Origin of the sequence: Paenibacillus harenae, from assembly GCF_030812415.1 — a bacterium.
Taxonomy (GTDB): Bacteria; Bacillota; Bacilli; order Paenibacillales; family Paenibacillaceae; genus Pristimantibacillus; species Pristimantibacillus harenae_A.
In genome coordinates this window covers 17,773-36,640 of the sequence record NZ_JAUSST010000011.1, presented here as the reverse complement: position 1 = coordinate 36,640, position 18,868 = coordinate 17,773, and the positions used below count along the sequence as shown (strand labels likewise).

At 48.9% G+C, this 18,868-nt stretch carries 20 protein-coding genes; 18 read left to right on the top strand and 2 right to left on the bottom strand.

What is annotated here, in order from left to right; genetic code table 11:
* Nucleotides 1-46: 46 nt before the first annotated feature.
* A complete protein-coding gene (gene sigZ, locus J2T14_RS29115) occupies nt 47-613 on the bottom strand; it encodes an RNA polymerase sigma factor SigZ (RefSeq protein WP_307476611.1) in 567 nt (188 codons plus the stop codon).
* 145 nt (nt 614-758) lie between these two features.
* Here sigZ and J2T14_RS29110 point away from each other — a divergent pair, with 145 nt between their 5' ends.
* From J2T14_RS29110 to J2T14_RS29095, 4 genes are all read left to right on the top strand, one after another.
* Nucleotides 759-2,105, top strand: coding sequence for an NAD(P)-binding domain-containing protein (locus J2T14_RS29110; RefSeq protein WP_307476609.1), 1,347 nt, complete (start codon nt 759-761; stop codon nt 2,103-2,105).
* Nucleotides 2,106-2,248: 143 nt separating this feature from the next.
* Nucleotides 2,249-3,277 (top strand): DUF5667 domain-containing protein, encoded by a 1,029-nt coding sequence (locus J2T14_RS29105; protein ID WP_307476607.1) that lies wholly within the window; start codon nt 2,249-2,251, stop codon nt 3,275-3,277.
* A 147-nt stretch (nt 3,278-3,424) separates the two neighbouring features.
* Nucleotides 3,425-4,243 (top strand): DUF2935 domain-containing protein, encoded by an 819-nt coding sequence (locus tag J2T14_RS29100; RefSeq protein WP_307208205.1) that lies wholly within the window; start codon nt 3,425-3,427, stop codon nt 4,241-4,243.
* A gap of 233 nt (nt 4,244-4,476) precedes the next feature.
* On the top strand, nt 4,477-5,235 hold the full coding sequence (locus J2T14_RS29095) for an SDR family oxidoreductase (protein WP_307476605.1): 759 nt from the start codon (nt 4,477-4,479) through the stop codon (nt 5,233-5,235).
* 61 nt (nt 5,236-5,296) lie between these two features.
* On the opposite strand, the gene J2T14_RS29090 is transcribed toward J2T14_RS29095, so the two are convergent.
* Complete coding sequence (locus J2T14_RS29090) at nt 5,297-5,677, bottom strand: MerR family transcriptional regulator (RefSeq protein WP_307476604.1); 381 nt, start codon at nt 5,675-5,677, stop codon at nt 5,297-5,299.
* A gap of 97 nt (nt 5,678-5,774) precedes the next feature.
* Here J2T14_RS29090 and J2T14_RS29085 point away from each other — a divergent pair, with 97 nt between their 5' ends.
* The 14 genes from J2T14_RS29085 to J2T14_RS29020 all read left to right on the top strand — a co-directional run bounded on the left by J2T14_RS29085 (nt 5,775) and on the right by J2T14_RS29020 (nt 18,849).
* Nucleotides 5,775-6,758, top strand: a complete 984-nt coding sequence (locus J2T14_RS29085) for an NAD(P)-dependent oxidoreductase (RefSeq protein WP_307476601.1) — start codon at nt 5,775-5,777, stop codon at nt 6,756-6,758.
* Between the two features lie 219 nt (nt 6,759-6,977).
* Entirely contained in the window at nt 6,978-7,322 is a 345-nt protein-coding gene (locus J2T14_RS29080; RefSeq protein WP_307476599.1) for a MerR family transcriptional regulator, read from the top strand.
* The gene (locus tag J2T14_RS29075; RefSeq protein WP_307208211.1) at nt 7,319-7,780 is read left to right on the top strand and encodes an SRPBCC family protein; all 462 of its coding nucleotides are present in this window, start codon (nt 7,319-7,321) and stop codon (nt 7,778-7,780) included. Before J2T14_RS29080 ends, J2T14_RS29075 begins: the two co-directional genes overlap by 4 nt.
* A gap of 262 nt (nt 7,781-8,042) precedes the next feature.
* The gene (locus J2T14_RS29070) at nt 8,043-9,032 is read left to right on the top strand and encodes a helveticin J family class III bacteriocin (protein ID WP_307476597.1); all 990 of its coding nucleotides are present in this window, start codon (nt 8,043-8,045) and stop codon (nt 9,030-9,032) included.
* A gap of 135 nt (nt 9,033-9,167) precedes the next feature.
* Nucleotides 9,168-10,013, top strand: a complete 846-nt coding sequence (locus J2T14_RS29065; RefSeq protein WP_307476595.1) for a metallophosphoesterase family protein — start codon at nt 9,168-9,170, stop codon at nt 10,011-10,013.
* 18 nt (nt 10,014-10,031) lie between these two features.
* Entirely contained in the window at nt 10,032-10,658 is a 627-nt protein-coding gene (locus J2T14_RS29060; protein WP_307476593.1) for a glycerol-3-phosphate responsive antiterminator, read from the top strand.
* Between the two features lie 214 nt (nt 10,659-10,872).
* Nucleotides 10,873-12,210: an ABC transporter substrate-binding protein gene (locus J2T14_RS29055; RefSeq protein ID WP_307476591.1), complete on the top strand. Its 1,338-nt coding sequence runs from the start codon at nt 10,873-10,875 to the stop codon at nt 12,208-12,210.
* 95 nt (nt 12,211-12,305) lie between these two features.
* Nucleotides 12,306-13,217 (top strand): HAD family hydrolase, encoded by a 912-nt coding sequence (locus J2T14_RS29050; RefSeq protein ID WP_307476588.1) that lies wholly within the window; start codon nt 12,306-12,308, stop codon nt 13,215-13,217.
* Nucleotides 13,171-14,241: an ABC transporter ATP-binding protein gene (locus J2T14_RS29045; protein ID WP_307208218.1), complete on the top strand. Its 1,071-nt coding sequence runs from the start codon at nt 13,171-13,173 to the stop codon at nt 14,239-14,241. Before J2T14_RS29050 ends, J2T14_RS29045 begins: the two co-directional genes overlap by 47 nt.
* A 1-nt stretch (nt 14,242) precedes the next feature.
* The gene (locus J2T14_RS29040; RefSeq protein ID WP_307208219.1) at nt 14,243-15,115 is read left to right on the top strand and encodes a carbohydrate ABC transporter permease; all 873 of its coding nucleotides are present in this window, start codon (nt 14,243-14,245) and stop codon (nt 15,113-15,115) included.
* 105 nt (nt 15,116-15,220) lie between these two features.
* Nucleotides 15,221-16,051 (top strand): carbohydrate ABC transporter permease, encoded by an 831-nt coding sequence (locus J2T14_RS29035; protein ID WP_307208247.1) that lies wholly within the window; start codon nt 15,221-15,223, stop codon nt 16,049-16,051.
* A 23-nt stretch (nt 16,052-16,074) separates the two neighbouring features.
* Nucleotides 16,075-16,815 carry a glycerophosphodiester phosphodiesterase gene (locus J2T14_RS29030; protein WP_307476586.1) on the top strand — a complete coding sequence of 247 codons (741 nt, stop codon included), beginning with the start codon at nt 16,075-16,077 and terminating at the stop codon, nt 16,813-16,815.
* A gap of 32 nt (nt 16,816-16,847) precedes the next feature.
* The gene (locus tag J2T14_RS29025; RefSeq protein WP_307476584.1) at nt 16,848-17,684 is read left to right on the top strand and encodes a glycerophosphodiester phosphodiesterase; all 837 of its coding nucleotides are present in this window, start codon (nt 16,848-16,850) and stop codon (nt 17,682-17,684) included.
* Between the two features lie 145 nt (nt 17,685-17,829).
* Nucleotides 17,830-18,849, top strand: a complete 1,020-nt coding sequence (locus J2T14_RS29020; protein ID WP_307476582.1) for a helix-turn-helix transcriptional regulator — start codon at nt 17,830-17,832, stop codon at nt 18,847-18,849.
* Nucleotides 18,850-18,868 lie beyond the last annotated feature (19 nt).

Here is an 18,868-nt window from a genome sequence, read left to right as displayed (position 1 = left end):
ATTCTTACGTCCATGAAGACGGAGAAAAGCTGAAATAAGACGCAATTTATAAGTTGCAGTTGCAAGAGGGAGTACATGATTCTGCATGGAGGCGGTCATTGATTTCATAATCCTGCAAATGTCCCAATAGATCGGTTTTGACATGACAACATGCAAGCAACAATTCCTTGAGCTTTAACCTGCCTCTTTGAACCCTGGATTTTGCACCCGAAAGAGAAATGCCTAATTTCATGCTTAACTGGACTTGCGTATAGCCTTCCAGCTCGGTTATCGTAAGCGCCTCTCGATATTTGAACGGTAATTGCTCGATCATCGGTTTTATGCAGGAAGCCAGCTGGGTACTGATTTCGATTTCTTCTTCGGCGACCGGAAGGTCGAACGGAAGTTCTTCGAAAGATCGTTCGCGCCTGTAATAATCGATAATGGCGTTCCGCGTTATTTGATAGACCCATGCTTTTATCTTCTCGTCATTCCTTAGGTTTTTAATGTTTAAATGAATTTTTATAAACGTATCCTGCACAATGTCGTCAGCGGCAATAGGATCCCCGGTACGACTGATCACAAATTTCTTCAACGGTTGATGAAAAAGCTGCCATAATTGAGGGATTTCCATTGTTATGCACCTCTTTGCATTGTTCTTTCCAGTACTGACGTTAACTATGGGCGAAAGGACGCAAATATTATAAAAAACATAAATGCATCTATTTGAATACATGCACCGTCACTTAGACTATAAACGAATTAGAGGAGGAGTTAAAATGAAAAATCAATTACCCGTAGCTATTATCGGAGGAGGACCGGTGGCGTTGGCTGCTGCCGCTCAATTAACTAAGAGGGATATTTCATTTGTGTTGTTGGAGCAAGGAAAAACAGTGGGAGCCTCCGTACTCGAGTGGGGTCATATCCGAATGTTTTCGCCATGGGAATTCAATATTGATAATGCGGCAGCAGAGCTTCTTATTGAGACTGGATGGGTGGCGCCTCCTAAAGATGAATTGCCAACCGGCAAACAACTATATGACCGATATTTGCATCCGCTATCGGAACTGGACAAGTTAAAAACGAACATTAGGACCGAGGCGCGCGTTGCAGCCATACATCGACAAGGTTACGATAAAATGAAAACAGCCGGTAGGGAAAAGGCGCCCTTTGAAGTCGTTTACGAAAGCAAAAACGTTATCCATCGTATGGAGGCTTCGGCCGTAATCGATGCTACCGGTACATGGAATACGCCAAATCCAATTGGAGCCAGCGGTGATTACGCGGAGAAGGAGAACGACTACAGCTCGCATATTCATTATGGCATTCCGGACATTATGGATGCTCATGCAAAGCGTTACAACGGCAAAACAGTAGCTGTCGTCGGCAGCGGTCATTCAGCCATCAATGCCATTTTATTGCTTAATGAATGGAAGCTTCAAAATCCTGATACGACGATCCATTGGGTTCTAAGAAAACAATCCGTTGCAGACGTTTTTGGAGGCGGCGAGCTTGACGGTCTGCCTGCTAGGGGGGAGCTTGGTTTACGTGCTGCCGCGCTTGTGAAAGAAGGGTTAATAAAAGTCCATACCCCCTTTTATATCCATGGTCTTGAGCGAAATGGAGAGAAGTTGAATGTATTAGGGACAGGCGCAACGATCGAAGGAGTGGATGAGATCATAGCAGCAACGGGCGCAAGGCCGAACTTTTCTTTCATAAGAGAGCTTCGATATGAGGCTGATTCATCTATCGAATGCGTTCCCAAATTGGCAGATCTCATTGATCCAAACATTCACAGCTGCGGCACGGTTCGGCCGCATGGCGAAGCTGAACTTAGCCAGCCGGAGCATCATTTTTATATCGTCGGGGCGAAGAGCTATGGACGCGCACCTACATTTTTGCTCGCTACGGGTTACGAGCAAGTCAGAAGCGTTGCAGCTGCTTTAGCAGGCGACTGGGACTCGGCTCGGGAAGTGAAACTCCATCTTCCCGAAACAGGCGTTTGCAGCGTTTCACGACCAAAGACAGCTTTGCAAGTTACGAATTCCTCGTGCTGTGCACCTGTAGATGCAAATGTTACGAATTCTTCGTGCTGTGGACCTGCACATGCGAATAATACCAAATAAAATAACCGCAGACGGTTAGCTGCTTTGCTTTTACTTGCAGTTCATACCATTATTCGAACCCCCTGAAAAGCATTCTTCCTTTCGAATTAGTTAATCAATGCTGCTGCAGCGCGCAAATCAACTAGACAGGATGGATGAATCATATGCATTTAACAAAAGATATCAAGAGTTTTATAGCCAAAAGCACGATTATAAGCATGCTCGCATTTTCAGTCGGGACGGGCTCGGCATGGGCGGATGAGGCTGGATCTCAATCGACAATTACTGCTGACGATGCCGCGACGACAAGCTCGCCGGAAAACGCACAAGAAGCTCCATCGCTTCTGCCGGGTGATTTCTTCTATTTCGTAAAAACGATTTATGAACGTATTCAGCTCGCATTTGCTTCAGACAATATGGAAGAAGCTATTCTGCTCGCGCAATTTGCCCAAGAACGCTTAGCAGAATCGGCTGTGCTGCTCGAGGAAGGTCACGCGGAAATAGCTGGAGAAACGCTCCAGCGGTCTCTTTCGCAACAACAGAAAGCGATCGATACAGCCGCTTCCGTTATTGATCCGGTCGCAACAGATGCGAATGCAGAATCGACGGATCCGATCGTTGAAGAACCAGCGGTGGATTCGACGGTTGTCGATACGACTGCGGATGGGGATGATCAACGATCAGATGATACCAATGAAGAAGAGGAAGGCGTGGAGCCTGCCCAAGCGGATAAAGTGAAAAACTCGCTGCAGCATAATATCGTGGCTCTGGCCGCCGCACTGGATAAAGTGAGCAATCCGAAAGCACAGAGTTCCTTGCTGAAGAATATTACGAAGTCTTTTGCTCATCTGGAGAAGAAGCTTACGAAGCTTAGCGGGAAAAGCGAAGAAGAAGAAACAACATCGAAGACTGATCTTACTGGCCAGGCGGCAGCATCCACAACAACGACGGCGGTAAGCTCGCAAAGTACAGAACAAGATGCTTCCTCTGCAACTGCAGGATCAGTCAGCACCAAGTCAGCGGTTGAAGACAACAAATCTGTGAAGCCATTGCAAGAAGACAAACAAAAGCAGAAGAAAGAGAAAGAACAACAACAAGCCTCCAAGAAACAGCTTAACAAGCCAACGAAGTCACATGAGAATGCCGGCAAAAGCGAATCTGCTCGGCAAAATCATAAAAAAGAAACGAAATAAACCCGCAAGGGCTGCCATGCGAATGGCAGTCTTTTTGCATTTTTATGGAGATATTTGGGGCTTGTCTATTTTCCTGCACATAAGAATATGACCGAGCACTCGCTCATACGGTAAGAACTAGAAGCGATAGTAAGGGAGGATTTTCTAATGTCAGACGCCTTTGTAGCACGTTCATTAGATGAAATAAGGTTTTGGTCGCGGATAATGAAAGAGCATTCATTATTCTTAAAACTGGGTTTCCGATGTGAAGATACGCAGCTAATTAATGAAGCTAATCATTTTTATTCCTTATTTGAATCCATTGAACACAGGGCGAATGCATTTACGGTTGGAACTGATCCTAACGTGATAAGAAGGTTTAATGAGGAGGTCCATACGGCCGTATCTTATATATGGGTCTTCAAGAGAAAAGTACTTGGATTAATCTTGAGGTGTCAGCTTCCTGGCGCTAACAACTTTCCCTTATTGGTGGATCATGTGAGCAGGGAGGCGAATTATTTCAGAAACCGGTTAACGGAATTGAATTTGGGCAGGTTAGAACCGTTGCCTGATGCCATAATCGACGAGAATGTGTTTTTCTTGAGAATTATGGCTGACCATGCCAAATTCATTAGTCACCTGCTCGATCCTTCAGAACGAAAGCTGGTAGAACAGGCAAATAACTTCAGTCAAGAATTCGATCAATTATTATTTCAAGCGAAGGACTTGGAATCTATGCGCCCTCAGTCGCAAACCGCTCCGCTCCTTGACCAATTTCTTGATCAGAACCGGGTTTCCGTAAAGTCGCTTCGTGACTTTAAGAGAACCGCTCGTGAACTAATTGAAGCATGCCGAATTAAGAGCATTATTCATCCGTTGTTAGCCGATCATGTATTTCGTGAAGCAGAACATTTCTTGTTTATTATAGACATGTTTGAAAACAGTCTGACTGGCAAACCAGTGCAAGCTATAAATCAGTTTGGATAACCTATTAACATGAGGAAGACCCCAAAAACGATCACTCTTAGCATGAGCTTTGCTTTTGCGATAGAGTATGATCGTTTTTTTTGTATTGCAAGCTGTCCAAACAAACGGCTTTTCTTTTTCGTTAATTTTCGACTAGTTGAAAAATTAGCTATTGACCTTCACATAAGCGTGAAACTTTATACTGATCTCAGAAAGACGAAACAAACTAAATACGGAGCAGGAGGAATAAAAAGATGAGAGAATATGCAGGAAAGAAGGCCGTTATTACGGGCGGCACGCATGGTATGGGAATGGCAGTCGCCAAAGCTTTGCTTGCGGGAGGAGCCGAGGTCATCCTGACAGGACGCAGTCCGAAGAACGTTGAAGAAGCAAGACGCGAATTAGGAGAACGGGCGCATGTCATTCAGTCCGATGTATCGCGCATGGAGGATATTGAAGCATTAGGCGCTTACGCTGCGGAACGATTCGGGGAGATAGACTTTATCCACATCAATGCAGGAATCGCGCTGCTGGAACCTTTCGAAGCAGTGACCGAAAGCTCGTATGACAAGACGTTCGCCATTAATACGAAGGGGGCTTTCTTCACGGTACAGCGTCTGTCGCCGTTGATTCGAAAAGGCGGTTCGATCGTATTCACATCATCCGTTGCGGATGAAGGCGGCACTCCGGGAATGAGTGTTTACGGCGCATCCAAAGCCGCATTAAGGTCGCTTGCTTCAGGTTTTGCCGCTGAATTGTTGCCGCGAGACGTTCGCGTCAATGTGGTCAGTCCTGGATTTATCAAAACGCGTACGATGGGGGTAGCTGGTTTCACGGAAACCGAACGGGCCGCCTTCGAGGAGCTTGGCGACCGGATTACGCCAATGAAACGTCATGGTTCTCCGGAGGAGGTGGCCAAGGCTGTGCTGTTCCTTGCCTTTGAGGCCACCTTTACGACAGGTGTCAAACTATCCATAGACGGCGGTCTGAGCCAAGGCCTTTCAGTGGTATAAATGAACGGATCATCGACATTCAGGTCCAGTAGGTCCAGTCCATTCTGAGAAGCTGATGCGTCTAGACGGATATTCGCATATCTTCTTTTTTCCCGGCCGCCGTCAGCGCGACCTGGCGCTCCAGCAGTTTCTTCAATTGCAACATGGATTCGATCTGCCGCTTCACCTTGTGCAGCTTTCCTTCGTAGATTTCCAGCATTTCCGTGCAATATTCGTAATCGTCCGGCGATGCGACTTCGCACTGGAACAGGCTTCGTATTTCATCAGCCGTTAATCCCAGCTTTAAGTAAAGTTGGATCGAATGGATCCGATCGATGGCGGATTCACTGAAATCACGGTAGTCGTTGTCGAGTCTGTTGGACTGCAACAGACCTTTTTCCTCGTAATGCCTAATGGCGCGCGGGCTGACATTCGTGAGACGAGACAATTCGCTGATTTTCATTTTTTCGGACCTCCCCGGTCAAATATTAATTACATTATATGCCGGGCGTACCGCAGAAAGAAAGAGTAACGTAAACCGATTTCAAGGAGGAGAGGAAATGAACGATAAATTGTCGACCAAAAATATGGTTAATGAAAATGGAGAAAGTTTGCGCTCCGTGACTGTTGTTGGGTTAGGGAATATGGGACAGGCGCTGGCGGCAGCCTTTCTTGCGGCCGGCCATCCCGTGACGGTCTGGAATCGTTCGGCAGGCAAGGGAGACAGGCTTGTCGGCAACGGGGCGGTTCGGGCAGAGACGGCAGCCGAGGCAGTTACGGCTAGCAGTGTGATCGTGGTCTGCTTGTCGACTTATGAGGTTGTACGAAGCACGTTTATGCCTTTAGAGACAGATCTTGCTGGCCGAATCATCGTCAACTTGACCACCGGAACGCCTGATGAAGCGCGTCGCATGAGCGCATGGGCTGAAGATAGGGGCATCGATTATTTGGATGGGGCGATCATGGCGATTCCCCCGATGATCGGCAGGCCCGAGGCGCTTATTCTCTATGGTGGCCGTAAGGAGCTTTTCGAAACGCACCTGCCGGTGCTGCAACTGCTAGGCGGAAATACGATCTATCTGAGCGAAGATCCCGGTGTGGCATTGCTGCATGACCTGGCGATGCTTACGATGATGTACGGTGCCTGGTACAGCTATTTTCACGCCCATGCGCTGCTGCGAACGGCCAATATTTCAGCCAAGGAGTTCCTGCCGTATACAAGCAATTGGCTGCAGCACTTGATTGTTCCTATGCTGACAAGTATGGATTCTGCCCGCAGACTGGATGAAGGCGATTATGCCACCGATATATCCAACATGACGGTCAACAAGCTCGGGCTGGACAACATCGTCAAGAGCAGTCAGGAATTGGGCGTGCCAGCTGATTGGCTGCTTCCTATCCAGTCCGTTGCCGATCGGATGGTATTCAAGGGCTATGGAAATGATGGATTCGATCGCGTCTTCGAGAGCATGACGAGTCTCCGTTCGCTTGATGGCAATCCGGCGGATGTGCTCCATCATGAGGCTTCGGTGAAGAGAGATTAGTTGGACATACATCGCTTAGGTTTCGAATGGGCCGTTGGAAACAAGAAACATACCTTTGGTATGCGTTTCTAACGGCTTTTTCGTGTATAAACGAGACGTACTTAGTATTATAAGTTATATCATCCCCGCAATTTGGCATAATAAGTTAACCTTGCGGCATTAAGCTTGACTGCGTGGTGCGCCACATCGTTTATAATAACGTCTGAAAGGGGAGCCGAGATGTATCGCATAGGCGAGTTTGCCACTATGACCGAGCTGACCAAAGAGACGTTAAGATATTACGCGGAGATTAAACTTCTGGAGCCTGTATACGTAGATCCCGATAATCATTACAAGTACTACGACAATCATTCGTATTTAATGGCACGTCTGCTTTTTCATTTGCGCAGATTCGGATTTTCGATTCAGGAAATGAAGGATTATGTCGAGAAACGTTCATTGGATGACTTGGAACTTATATTACAGGAGAAGAAGAGGAAGTTAAGTCATCAGGTTGAGGAGATTGAAGCCATTATTAAGGACATTGATTCATTCATCGATGAAGGAAACGGGGCAGAAAAATGATTACATGGAGCAAAGAAATACAAATTCCGGCAAATATCGAAACCGTGTGGAGACTGTTCGACTTGGACCAAATTCAGCGAATCATGCCCAATGTCATCGAACATAAGCCGATCGACTTAAAAGAAGGAGTTGTTGGCTCCACCTATCTTCAGACTTATCAAGAAGGCAAAAGAAGAGAAACGTATACCGTAACGGAAATCGAGTATGAAGATACCGACCGTCTGAAGCATAAAAAAATGGCATTTGTTTTAGCGAAGGCGTTCAATATTCAAGCCGGATATACGTTGAAAAAAGAAGGAGAAAATCTGACGACCTTTATTTATTCGGGTCAGAACGAAGGCATCAATTTCCTTGGACGCTCCCTGCTGAAACTAGGAGGTTCCAAAAATAACAACAAAGTCGTTGACGATTTTGTCGATTTAGTACGAAGCGAAGCCGTAAAGGATGCATCGAATTAATTTTCCCCACATAATTTCTTAACTTGACTATGCTTGCCCCCGACACGATAATGAACACGCAAGCGTTATCCGAAGATTTTGGTTGTCCGGGTGGAGTAGAGCCGAAAACCCAAACATGTATCTCTTCCTTCTAGCAGATGGAGTTACGATGTTCGGGTTTTTTTTACGTACTTGGCGCTTGCACTAAGCAGGAAAGGAGAATTGTTGCGAAAGAGTATGAACTGAAGTCCAATTAAATTATCATTTTAATGGAGGTATCCGTATGATACAAGTTCAAAAGCCGAGCCTGATGAAAAGGCAATTAAAAATACTCACAACTGTTGTTCTCGCCATTCTTATTTGGGGAATGTCTGTTTTGCCCGCATTTGCGGCAACCCCCGGGAAAACCGTAAACGCCTCGGCAACGCTCGCCTACAATCTCAAAGGACTTAAACACAACGTGGCTGTCCAGAAAGCTTATATCGCTTCAACTTATCTTTATGTAACTCAGCGGTCCGGGGGGACATGCTATCTTTCAAGGTTGCTCATAAACGGAAGCGACGCTACTTACGTTGATGAAATGACCATCACCAATACCGGTCACTGCCAAACGCTGGACATGTATACTTACAATGGTATTAATTACTTCTATTTCAGTTCTAAAGCGGACTCTTCCACATCCTATTACTGGTCGCTCCAGGTAGCAAGACTTCAATACTCGCCGGGCGCAACATATGATTACACGGATCTTCATCGGTTCACCTATATGAATTACGCCAATAAGACCGGTACAAGATTAGGCGAGACATACCGCGTTGATGCCGGCGGCAACAGTACCCATACTGTCTTCCGCATACAAACTGCAGAAGGAACCGTCACTTGGTCCATTTACGACACGGTAAAATTAAACCAGCTTCTTGACGGCAATGAACAGGTACAAATGGACAGTGCGGCGGCGGTAGGCGCCTGCGTTGCCAGCTTTACGCAGTCGGGCAGCGCTATTGTCAGACCGAACGGCTCTTTCCAAGGTGCCGATATGCTCGATAATACGGAAATATATACGTCAGGCGGCGCGGAAGGGGATACACCGCAGATTGCCATGATGTCAAACACGGGAACATTCAAAACCCTTGTGAATATTACAAATGTCGGAACCCATGAAATCGAGGGAGTACAGACAAAAAACGGCAACGTTTATTTTACGATAGTTACAGACCCGGTAAATAAACAAAATACGCAGAAAGTTTATTACGTTCCGGATAGCCTATTTTAAACTACCGTCCGGATCAAAATGGGTTAGACGGCACGCATCTTTACAAAAACTACTTCCCCATTTAACGGTCACGCAATACTTGGCCTATACCATTAGGGAGGGAAAAACAAATTTGGTTAAGCCAAAAGGAGAGAAATGATGAAATTAGTTCTGATGGGAGATTTGCATTATCACGAAATCGATAAGTCGATTCCGGGATTGCAGGAGGCGGGGACCGCTTTCTATCACACCTTGCTGGGACGTTTTCTGGAAATGGATGCCGAGTTGCATATATCGCTTGGAGACCTTACGAATTTCGGTTCAACTTTGGAGCTGGAGGAGGTTTACGAGCTGCTGCGGCGTGAGGATAGAAATTTCATCCATGTACTGGGCAACCATGATCTCTATTGGCAGACGAGAAGGGAAGTGCTGGAGATTACGGGCCAGCAGCGGTATCACGCGATTGACGCCGAGGCTGCGATGCTGGTGTTCCTCGACACGGCCAAAGAGATGGACTTCGAAGACTGGGGCGGCTGGCTAGACGTCGAGCAGCTGCATTGGCTGGAAGAAATGGTGGAGGCTTCCGGAACGAAGCCGCTGCTCGTCTTCGGCCATCATCCCGTCTATAACACAACGGCAAGATCGGAGAGAGAGAAGGGTTCGATCCATCCGAGCATTGACATGTGGCGCATTTTGAACCGGAAAAAAGGGATCGGCGTCTATTTCAACGGCCACACGCATGTGGATTCGATCGTTGCGCAAAACAATTGGACATTCGTGCAGTTATCCGCCTGTCTGGATCAACACGGCTTTCGGATCGTGGAACTCACGGAAGAGGAGATCAGAATCTCTGCGGTAGATATTACAGACGCTGACGTTCTGGAGAACGCCCCTATGCTGCATCAGCATATGGTGCATTTTACCCCTAACCCTAACGCCCGGGGGACAGACGCGGACCGCGAGCTCGTTGTATCTTTGTTAACCGCTGTACAGCCGAAATAACGTGAGGAGGCGGCACATATGAAGAACCCGATGAATCATGACGCCTTTTTCAAAGGGCTCGCCATGCACAGGAGGATCGCTTCGATCAAGGATCCGAGACATATCGAAGTCGCTCTATCGCTACGCGGCCAATTAAGCGGCGTCTTTCTGTTAACGGGTCACATCGGTGTCGTGAAAGGCTATGTCGACGTGTTCAAGGAGCATCAACTTCCGGTCTTCCTGCATCTCGATAAGATTGGCGGCCTCAGCACGGACAACTACGGTCTCGAATATTTGGCGAAGGCCATCAAACCGACCGGCATTATTTCGACGAAAACGAATGTGGTGAAAACCGCGAAGAAAATGGACTTAATGACCATACAACGCTTCTTCCTCGTCGATACCGAAGGATTGGACAATATCGCCAAGAGCCTTTGCCAGATCGAGCCCGACATCATCGAAGTGATGCCTGCCCGCATTCCCGACATGATCGGCAAGGTGAAAGCCTTCACTTCGATCCCTATTATTACAGGGGGGTTATTATATGAGCGAAGCCACGCGGAGGAATGTTTGAAAAACGGAGCCACGGCCATTTCATCGTCCAAACCCGAGCTGTGGACGGATGCGACGCCTCTTCCAGGCAAGAAAGTCCGGCAAATCATATAAGTCTACCGCCCCCTAGTGAATTCATATAATCTTTGCAACCCGATAACACAGCGTTAATAGTTGTCCCGTATCATTCATTATGAAAAGTAAATAGCAATAGGTTGGAGCATTGGAGAAACCTTATCCGCTGCGGACGTCATGTCCGCAGCAGGATTAAGGTTTCTTTTTTATGCATCGGCCTATTTCAAACAAAGAAAAGGTGGAGGATTAGACAATGGTTAAGAAGCTTACTGCACTCTCGCTTGCGATTTTCATGGTGGTAGTATTGGCGGCATGCGGATCGAACGGAACGACCGGCACGAACGGCAGCACGGGCAACGAGAACAGCGGAGCTAAAGCGGAGAGCACGGATTCCGCAGCGTCCGAGAAAATCGTCATTAAGTATTGGTACGCGTTCGGCGACAAGATCGAGGAAGCGAAGCTGCACATGGTCAAGGAATTCAACGAATCGCAGGACAAAATCGAAGTGATCGCAGAGCACCAAGGCGGCTACGACGATCTTCATGCCAAAGTGCAGGCGGCATTCGCGGCGGGAGACGCACCTGCGGTAACCGACCTTGAAATTGCCTCTACCGGCGTATTTGCCCGTTCCGGCATGCTGGAAGAGCTGACGACTTACGCGGAAAGAGATAAAGACCAGCTTCAACTTGAAGATTTCAATCCCGGCTTAATGGGGAATGCCTATGTGGACGATAAGCTGTTCGGCCTTCCTTTCATGCGCAGCACACCGATTTTATATAAAAACGTCACGATGCTGAAAGACGCCGGCCTCGATCCGGAAGGTCCGAAGACTTGGGATGAACTGGAGCAGTATTCCCGCGTGTTGAAGGAGAAGGGGAAAATCGGCATGACGGTGCCTGCCGATATTTGGTTCTATGAAGCGTTGGTTGCCCAAAGCGGCGGCCAAATGTTGAGCGAAGACGGCAAATCGGCTGCATTCAATACGCCGGAAGGCGTTGCTCCGGTACAATTCTGGAAGAAATTATCTAGTGAAGGTCTCATCAAAATTCCAGTAGGCGACGAAGCGGGCGCTACCGCGGAGAAAGACTTCGCGAATCAAATGTCGGCTTTCAAGTTCGCCTCCACCGCTGGCGTTACCGGCAGTCTGGAAATCGCGAAGGGCAACGGCTTTGAATTGGAAACGGCATTCATGCCCGCTAATGTAAGCTACGGCGTTCCGACCGGCGGATGCCAGCTTGTCATGACGTCAAAGAGCACCGATGAAGAGAAAGAAGCGGCATGGGAGTTTATGAAATGGATGACGTCCAAGGAAAATACGATCTACCAGCATAAGCATGTCGGTTACCTGCCGACCCGTCTGTCTGCCGTGGAAAGCGAAGAGCTGAAGACGCATTTTGCGGAGCATCCGCAGTTCAAGGTTGCCGTGGACCAGTTGGAACATGCGAGACCGCGTCCGATGGAGAACGCTTATCCGGAAGTGGCCAAGATCGTTAAGGAAGCAATCGAAAAGGCCATTCTCGATCCGAAAACGGCACCGCAGGACGCGCTCGATGCAGCGGCGGAGAAAGCCAATAAGCTGCTAAGCAAGTAAAAAAGGATTAGTGCCGGCAAGATGTTCAGTCGGGAGAAGGCTTCCGGTCCGGAAGCCCTCTCCCTCAAATCATAAGAGCAGAGAGGTAACACCCTATGTTCAACGAGGATTGGTTATCCGCGGTCAAAGTTATTATTTTCGATATGGACGGTACGCTGTACCAGGAAGATACGTACCTGGAGCGATTTATTCGTTATCTGCTGAAAGGGACGGAGCACGAGAGGGAGACTGAGGCTGCCATTCGTTTGGGAAGAGACATTCTGACGGGGGAGCATCCTTTCCAATTCGGACATTTCTACCATACACGGGATGATGTGGCGCTGCTGCGGCATGAGGACAGCTTCAATCAAGGATTTACATGGGAAGGGCTCGCGCTCGATGAACGTACACGCACGTATCGATCATTTTCGTCGGAAGCTGCTCATCTGATTCATATCGGCGATCCGTGGGGAATTGCAGCGGTCGTCAGTCACAAATACAAGCTTCCCGCAGGGAAATTGCAATCGGCTTTTAAAAGGGTCCGCAGGGAAATGGTTGTTGCACCCTATCATTTCGAGTTCCGCAGCGATTTGTTTCAAGCGATTGAAGATTTGGATGCGGTTGAGAAAAAAATTCTCATGACGAATACGTATTTGGAATCCGGAATCGAGTTTTTGAATTACATGCAGATTCACCATTTGTTCGATGAGGTGTATTGCGGCGCGGAGAAGCCTCTTGGCTTGCGCAGTTATTTCTCGACCTTGCTTGAGCAGGGATATCAGGCTCATGAAATTTTGTCGATCGGCGATAACACGTGGAATGATCTGCACCCGGTCAAGCGAATGGGCGGCCGAACCTGCTTTATTTCCCCTTATTCGAGCAGCGATCCCGAAAAGTGGGATTTACGGTTAACGACTCTGGATGAGTTGAAGCAGCTCATGCGTGAGATGCAGGAATCCATTACAAGGAGGACCCTATCGGATGGCGAAAATCGAGCTCAAAAATATAAGCAAGAAATTCAAAGATGACACCGTTATCGAGGATTTGAATTTAACGATCAAGGACGGTTCGTTTACGGTTCTCGTCGGGCCGTCTGGCTGCGGCAAATCAACGACCTTGCGCATGGTAGCCGGACTTGAGAAGCAATCCGGCGGCGAGATATGGATCGACGATAAATGCGTGAACGATACGCCGCCCGGGCTGCGGGACGTGGCGATGGTTTTTCAGAACTATGCCCTGTACCCAACGATGACCGTTCGCGGCAATATCGAATTCGGCCTTAAAAATAGAGGCGTTGCAAGACAAGAGCGCGACAAGCTGGTGAAGGATATTTCGGAGATCGTCGGGTTAACGCCGCATCTGGATAAGAAGCCGCAGAACCTGTCCGGAGGACAGCGTCAACGGGTGGCCCTCGCACGCGCGATGGTGAAGAAGCCGAAGGTGTTCATTCTCGATGAGCCCTTGTCCAATCTGGACGCCAAGCTGCGCAACCAAATGAGAACGGAGCTGATTCAGCTTCACAAACGGCTGGGAACGACCTTTGTCTATGTGACTCATGATCAGGTGGAAGCCATGTCAATGGGGGATGAGATCGTCGTGATGAACAAAGGGGTCATTCAACAAGCCGACTCTCCGATGAAGCTTTATCACGATCCGGCTAATTTATTTACCGCTGAATTTATCGGAACCCCGGCTATGAACATGATGAAGATGGGGGATGTGCAAGGTCTGGATATTCAGTCGGCCGCCGGCATCGGTCACGTAGGGTTCCGTCCGGAGCAAGCTCTCGTTAACGCAAGCGCGGATATCGAAGGTTACGCCATAGAGGGCGACATCCTAACCCGCGAAAGCCTGGGAGCGGAAAATATTTATCAGATTCAGGCGCGGACTGGCGTGTTTTTCGTCAAAACGTTCCTTGCGCCCTTAGTGGCTGCAGATCGCGTGAAGGTTACGATTCCGTACGACCAGCTTTATTATTTCGGACTGGGCGGGGAAAGGCTGCGCGGCATCGTGGCAAGCCCGAAACGGCTGGTTGCCGCCGGAGGGATTTGACATGACTGTTTGGGAAAAGCTGCGTCCCTACGGGATGGTGGCTCCGGCCATTATCATTTTTTCATTATTTTTTATATATCCGATCTTTTACATGATCTACTTAAGCATGTTCGACTGGAATTTTGTCAGTCCGACCAAGACGTTCGTCGGCATTCAGAACTTTAAGGATCTTCTGACGGAGCCGGATTTCCGGCAGGTGCTCTCCAATACGACGATCTATACCTTATTGACGGTAACGTTAACGACCGGAATCGCGCTGCTGCTTGCGCTGTGGCTGAACAGGAAGAGCTTCTTCCACGGCTTCGTGCAGGGAGCCATCTTCAGTCCGCATATTATTTCGCTCGTGTCCATCTCGCTGCTGTGGAGCTGGCTGATGGATCCCGAATACGGGCTGCTGAACTGGGTGATCGGGCTCGCCGGCTTCGGCAAGCTGGAGTGGCTGTCCCATCCGAGCACATCGCTGATTTCGCTGGTCATGGTCGCCGTATGGAAAGGGCTCGGCTACAACGCCCTTGTGTTTATTGCAGGTCTGCAAAGCATCCCGAGCGATATTTACGAAGCGGCTTCGCTCGACCGATCCAAGCCTTGGACGACCTTTACGAAGTTGATCCTTCCGATGCTGTCGCCGACGATCTTTTTCCTTGTGATCATCAACATGATCGGATCGTTCCAAGTGTTCGAGACCATTGCGATCATGACGCAGGGAGGTCCGATCAATTCGACCAACACGCTGGTGTATTACATCTATGAGTACGGATTCCGTTTCTTTAAGATCGGCTATGCCTCCGCGGCCGGTGTCATTCTGCTGGTTATCGTAGGGATATTAACGATGATTTACTTCAAACTGCTGTCGAATCGCGTTCATTACCGTTAGAAAGTGGTGAAGCTCTTGAAAGCCGTAAACAATACGATAGGCGGCACTCCTATCGGAGCTGCAGCCGAGGATAAGCGGACCTCCACTCGCAGTAAACAGGCGATTTTGAGAAAAGCGTTACGGGCTGCGCTCCGAGTCATTAATGTGGTCGGCTTGCTGGCGCTGGTGCTGATCTTCGCCATGCCGTTTATCTGGATGCTCTCCACGTCGCTCAAAACGCTGCCGGAGACGATGATTTTTCCGCCGGAGTGGATTCCCAGAAATCCCGTTTGGCAAAATTACGCCGATGCCTGGAACACGGGGCCGTTCCTGAACTATTTCGTGAACAGCGTCGTGATTGCGGTCGGCATACTCATCCTGCAGATGCTGACGATTATTCCGGCGTCCTATGCTTTTGCAAGGTACAAATTCAAAGGCTCGAACTTTCTGTTCGGCATCGTCATGGTGACGTTGATGATTCCTGCTCAATTAATATTTTTGCCCGTGTATTTGGAACTGAGCGCGTTCAAGCTGCTGAATACGCATCTCGGACTCATTCTGCCATTCGCGTCCAGTGCATTCGGCATATTCCTGCTGCGGCAGGCGTTCATGCAAATATCGGATGAATTGCTCGAAGCGGCAAGGCTCGATCAGGCCGCCGAGTGGAAAATCATCGTCAAGATCATGGTGCCTATGGTGAAGCCGGTGCTCGTTACCTTTGCCTTGTTCAGCTTCATTGCCCATTGGAACGATTACTTCTGGCCTTTGGTTATGACGACGAACGAGACGGCGAGAACGCTGCCCCTCGGCATCGCAAAGATTCGCGAAGTGGAAGGCGTCGCGACATGGAATGTGCTGATGGCCGGCAACCTGATTTTGGTGGCTCCGATTCTAGTCGTCTTTTTCCTCTCCCAGCGTCAAATCATTAAAGCATTCGTCTATAACGGCGTTAAATAAAAGAACGGAAGGACTGAGACACTATGATTTCAATCGTTGCTCACCGCGGATGGTCGGGAGCTGCGCCCGAGAATACAATGGCAGCCTTCAAGCTTGCTTTAACGGAACCGGATATCGCAATCATCGAGCTCGACGTACATCTATCCAAGGATGGTGTCCCTGTCGTCATCCACGATCATACTCTGGATCGCACGACGAGCGGTACGGGGCGGGTAAAAGACTGTACGCTAGAGGATTTACGCGAGCTGGATGCGGGGAGTTGGTTCGCTCCGGAATTTTCGGAGGAGCGTATTCCGACGCTTGAGGAGGTTCTGCAGCTCGCGAAGGGACGCTGCATGCTGCATGTGGAGCTCAAGACAATGGGCAATGTATATGAAGGAATCGAGGAGAAAGTAATAAATCTCATTCATCGCCATGAAGTGAAAGACCAGGTCGTACTCTCTTCCTTCGACCATCATTCCATGAAGCGTGCGAACGAGATCGATCCTTCCATCAAGGCGGGGTTGATTTTCTTAGGCAATCCTACGCTCCTGATCGATCAGCTTCATTACACGGGCGCAACGAGCGTATCCATGCATTATTATTTCGTTACGCATGAACTGGTAAATGAAATGAAAGAGCTTGAGATCGATTTGGGAGTTTGGACAGTGGACGATTCGGATACGCTTGCCAGTATCGTAGAACAATATCCCGATATTCGCATTACGACCAATTATCCGGATCGCTTGCTCCGGATTGCGAGGCAGGGCAGCGTACGATTCTAAGTCAGCAGGTCCAGTCAGGAGGAGGAGAAGCGATGGCCAGACGAAAAGCATCTCTAGTATGGTTTCGATCCGTATTATTCATGTTGGTCCTAAGCTGCGCGGTGTTAACCGTGTCTGCCTTTAGTCCTTATAAGGCGGAGGGACCCATGATTATCGCGCATCGCGGGGCATCCGGCTACGCCCCCGAGAATACGATGGCTGCCTTCGAGCTGGCCGAGCGCCTCGGCGCTGACTTCATCGAGCTCGACATTCGGATGAGCAAGGACGGAGAGCTTGTTATTATTCATGACAAAACAGTGGACCGGACGACGGACAAAACGGGATACGTGCATGATTTTACTTTGCGGGAGCTTCAAGGGATGGATGCGGGGAGCTTCTTTGATGCTAAATATGCAAATGAAACCATTGTAACGCTTGAAGAAGTGATGTACGCTTTTGGGGGAAAGATCGGTATACTAATCGAGATCAAGGATCCGCAGCTTTATCCGGGGATTGAAGGAAAGCTGGCCAAGACGGTGCGTCGTTACGAGCTGATTCAAGATATTGCGGGTATTGGAGCTCACGATAGCATTCAAATTCAATCCTTCGATTTCGAATCGATGCGCCGCATGCACACCCTGCTGCCCGACATTCCCGTCGCCGTGCTTATTAACGCGGATCAGCATCCCTTGACGGATGAGACGCTCGATAAGCTCGCATCTTATGCGTCATCTATTAACGTTAGTCACGATCTTCTCGACGAAGACCTTGTCCGGGAAATTCATGACCGGAACAGGAAAGTGATGGCTTGGACGATCCGGAAAGATCAGGATATGGAGCGGATGAAAGAGCTGGGCGTGGATGGGATTATAACGGATTATCCTGCCTAGACAGCTGTTTGCGAACGGAAGCAGTTAAAAGTATAACCCGCTGCTGGCATGAGCCAGGGCGGGTTATTTGCGCTTGTTCAGGGAATTAGATAAGATCGATTAATGGTCTAATGTATATAATCTCTGCTGAAGGAGGTCCATTTGTATGAAGTCTCATACCTCTGACCGTATTAAAATACCGCCAGGTTTTTGGACAGGATTACGTCGATTAGGGATTGCCGCCCACGACGTAGCTCGCAGAGCACGGCTGCCGCTCGCCATTATTACTGAACCCGTAGTCACAACCGCCCAATATTTCGCGATCTGGCAGGCTTATTCCGATCTCATTGGTGACACTGCGAAAGGAATCATCAAGCTTGCGACGGTCTTTGAAACAACGAAGTACCCACCGAGCGTCTTAGCGACTTACCACGCTCGGGACTACCGAGACGCTCTAAACCGAATGGCTCGTTACAAACGACTGTGCCCACCCGAAAGCTTGCGTATCAACGAAGAGGGCGAGCACTGTACAATCGATCTGGAATGGCTAGATACCGAGCAACCCGGTCCGCCGATGCTGGTAGGTATCACACTGGCATTTCTTCTGGAGCTTGGGCGCCGGGGCACAGGTCAACCTTTGACGGCGCAGCTCGTAGAATTCTCGCACACAATGGGCGATGTAAGCGTCCTTGAAGCTTACTTCGGCTGCCGTGTCCGGATTGGTGCAAAGCGTAACCGGTTGACGCTGTATCGATGCGATCTGGACCGCTCCTTTGTCTCGTACAACGAAGAGTTGCTGGAGATCCTGACTCCCGTTCTGGACCGATCCTTGAATGAACAGAACCGGAGCCGCTCTATAGCCGAGATGGTCAAATGGATCATGAAACGCAGCCTCACAGGAGGGCGCTTCGACATTCGGGCTGTCGCGAAGGAGCTTTCTATGAGCGATCGCACCTTGCAGCGCCGTCTTACCGAAGAAAACACGAGCTTCAAGCATCTGTTGACGCAAGCTAAACATGAGCAGGCACGAGAGTACTTGGCAGATCCCTCGCTCGATATTAAAGAAGTGGCTTTCTTGATTGGATATGAAGACCAGAACTCGTTCTACCGCGCCTTCCGCCTTTGGGAAGGCGATACGCCTTCGAATTGGCGGGCCGAATATTTACTGAGAGCTGGTATTTACTGAGTCTTATCATTTGGCGCGT

What these genes read in the sequence shown, in the direction of transcription:
- sigZ (WP_307476611.1), bottom strand. Translation starts at nt 613, where the DNA reads ATGGAAATCCCTCAATTATGGCAGCTTTTTCATCAACCGTTGAAGAAA.
- J2T14_RS29110 (WP_307476609.1), top strand. Translation starts at nt 759, where the DNA reads ATGAAAAATCAATTACCCGTAGCTATTATCGGAGGAGGACCGGTGGCG.
- J2T14_RS29105 (WP_307476607.1), top strand. Translation starts at nt 2,249, where the DNA reads ATGCATTTAACAAAAGATATCAAGAGTTTTATAGCCAAAAGCACGATT.
- J2T14_RS29100 (WP_307208205.1), top strand. Translation starts at nt 3,425, where the DNA reads ATGTCAGACGCCTTTGTAGCACGTTCATTAGATGAAATAAGGTTTTGG.
- J2T14_RS29095 (WP_307476605.1), top strand. Translation starts at nt 4,477, where the DNA reads ATGAGAGAATATGCAGGAAAGAAGGCCGTTATTACGGGCGGCACGCAT.
- J2T14_RS29090 (WP_307476604.1), bottom strand. Translation starts at nt 5,677, where the DNA reads ATGAAAATCAGCGAATTGTCTCGTCTCACGAATGTCAGCCCGCGCGCC.
- J2T14_RS29085 (WP_307476601.1), top strand. Translation starts at nt 5,775, where the DNA reads ATGAACGATAAATTGTCGACCAAAAATATGGTTAATGAAAATGGAGAA.
- J2T14_RS29080 (WP_307476599.1), top strand. Translation starts at nt 6,978, where the DNA reads ATGTATCGCATAGGCGAGTTTGCCACTATGACCGAGCTGACCAAAGAG.
- J2T14_RS29075 (WP_307208211.1), top strand. Translation starts at nt 7,319, where the DNA reads ATGATTACATGGAGCAAAGAAATACAAATTCCGGCAAATATCGAAACC.
- J2T14_RS29070 (WP_307476597.1), top strand. Translation starts at nt 8,043, where the DNA reads ATGATACAAGTTCAAAAGCCGAGCCTGATGAAAAGGCAATTAAAAATA.
- J2T14_RS29065 (WP_307476595.1), top strand. Translation starts at nt 9,168, where the DNA reads ATGATGAAATTAGTTCTGATGGGAGATTTGCATTATCACGAAATCGAT.
- J2T14_RS29060 (WP_307476593.1), top strand. Translation starts at nt 10,032, where the DNA reads ATGAAGAACCCGATGAATCATGACGCCTTTTTCAAAGGGCTCGCCATG.
- J2T14_RS29055 (WP_307476591.1), top strand. Translation starts at nt 10,873, where the DNA reads ATGGTTAAGAAGCTTACTGCACTCTCGCTTGCGATTTTCATGGTGGTA.
- J2T14_RS29050 (WP_307476588.1), top strand. Translation starts at nt 12,306, where the DNA reads ATGTTCAACGAGGATTGGTTATCCGCGGTCAAAGTTATTATTTTCGAT.
- J2T14_RS29045 (WP_307208218.1), top strand. Translation starts at nt 13,171, where the DNA reads ATGGCGAAAATCGAGCTCAAAAATATAAGCAAGAAATTCAAAGATGAC.
- J2T14_RS29040 (WP_307208219.1), top strand. Translation starts at nt 14,243, where the DNA reads ATGACTGTTTGGGAAAAGCTGCGTCCCTACGGGATGGTGGCTCCGGCC.
- J2T14_RS29030 (WP_307476586.1), top strand. Translation starts at nt 16,075, where the DNA reads ATGATTTCAATCGTTGCTCACCGCGGATGGTCGGGAGCTGCGCCCGAG.
- J2T14_RS29025 (WP_307476584.1), top strand. Translation starts at nt 16,848, where the DNA reads ATGGCCAGACGAAAAGCATCTCTAGTATGGTTTCGATCCGTATTATTC.
- J2T14_RS29020 (WP_307476582.1), top strand. Translation starts at nt 17,830, where the DNA reads ATGAAGTCTCATACCTCTGACCGTATTAAAATACCGCCAGGTTTTTGG.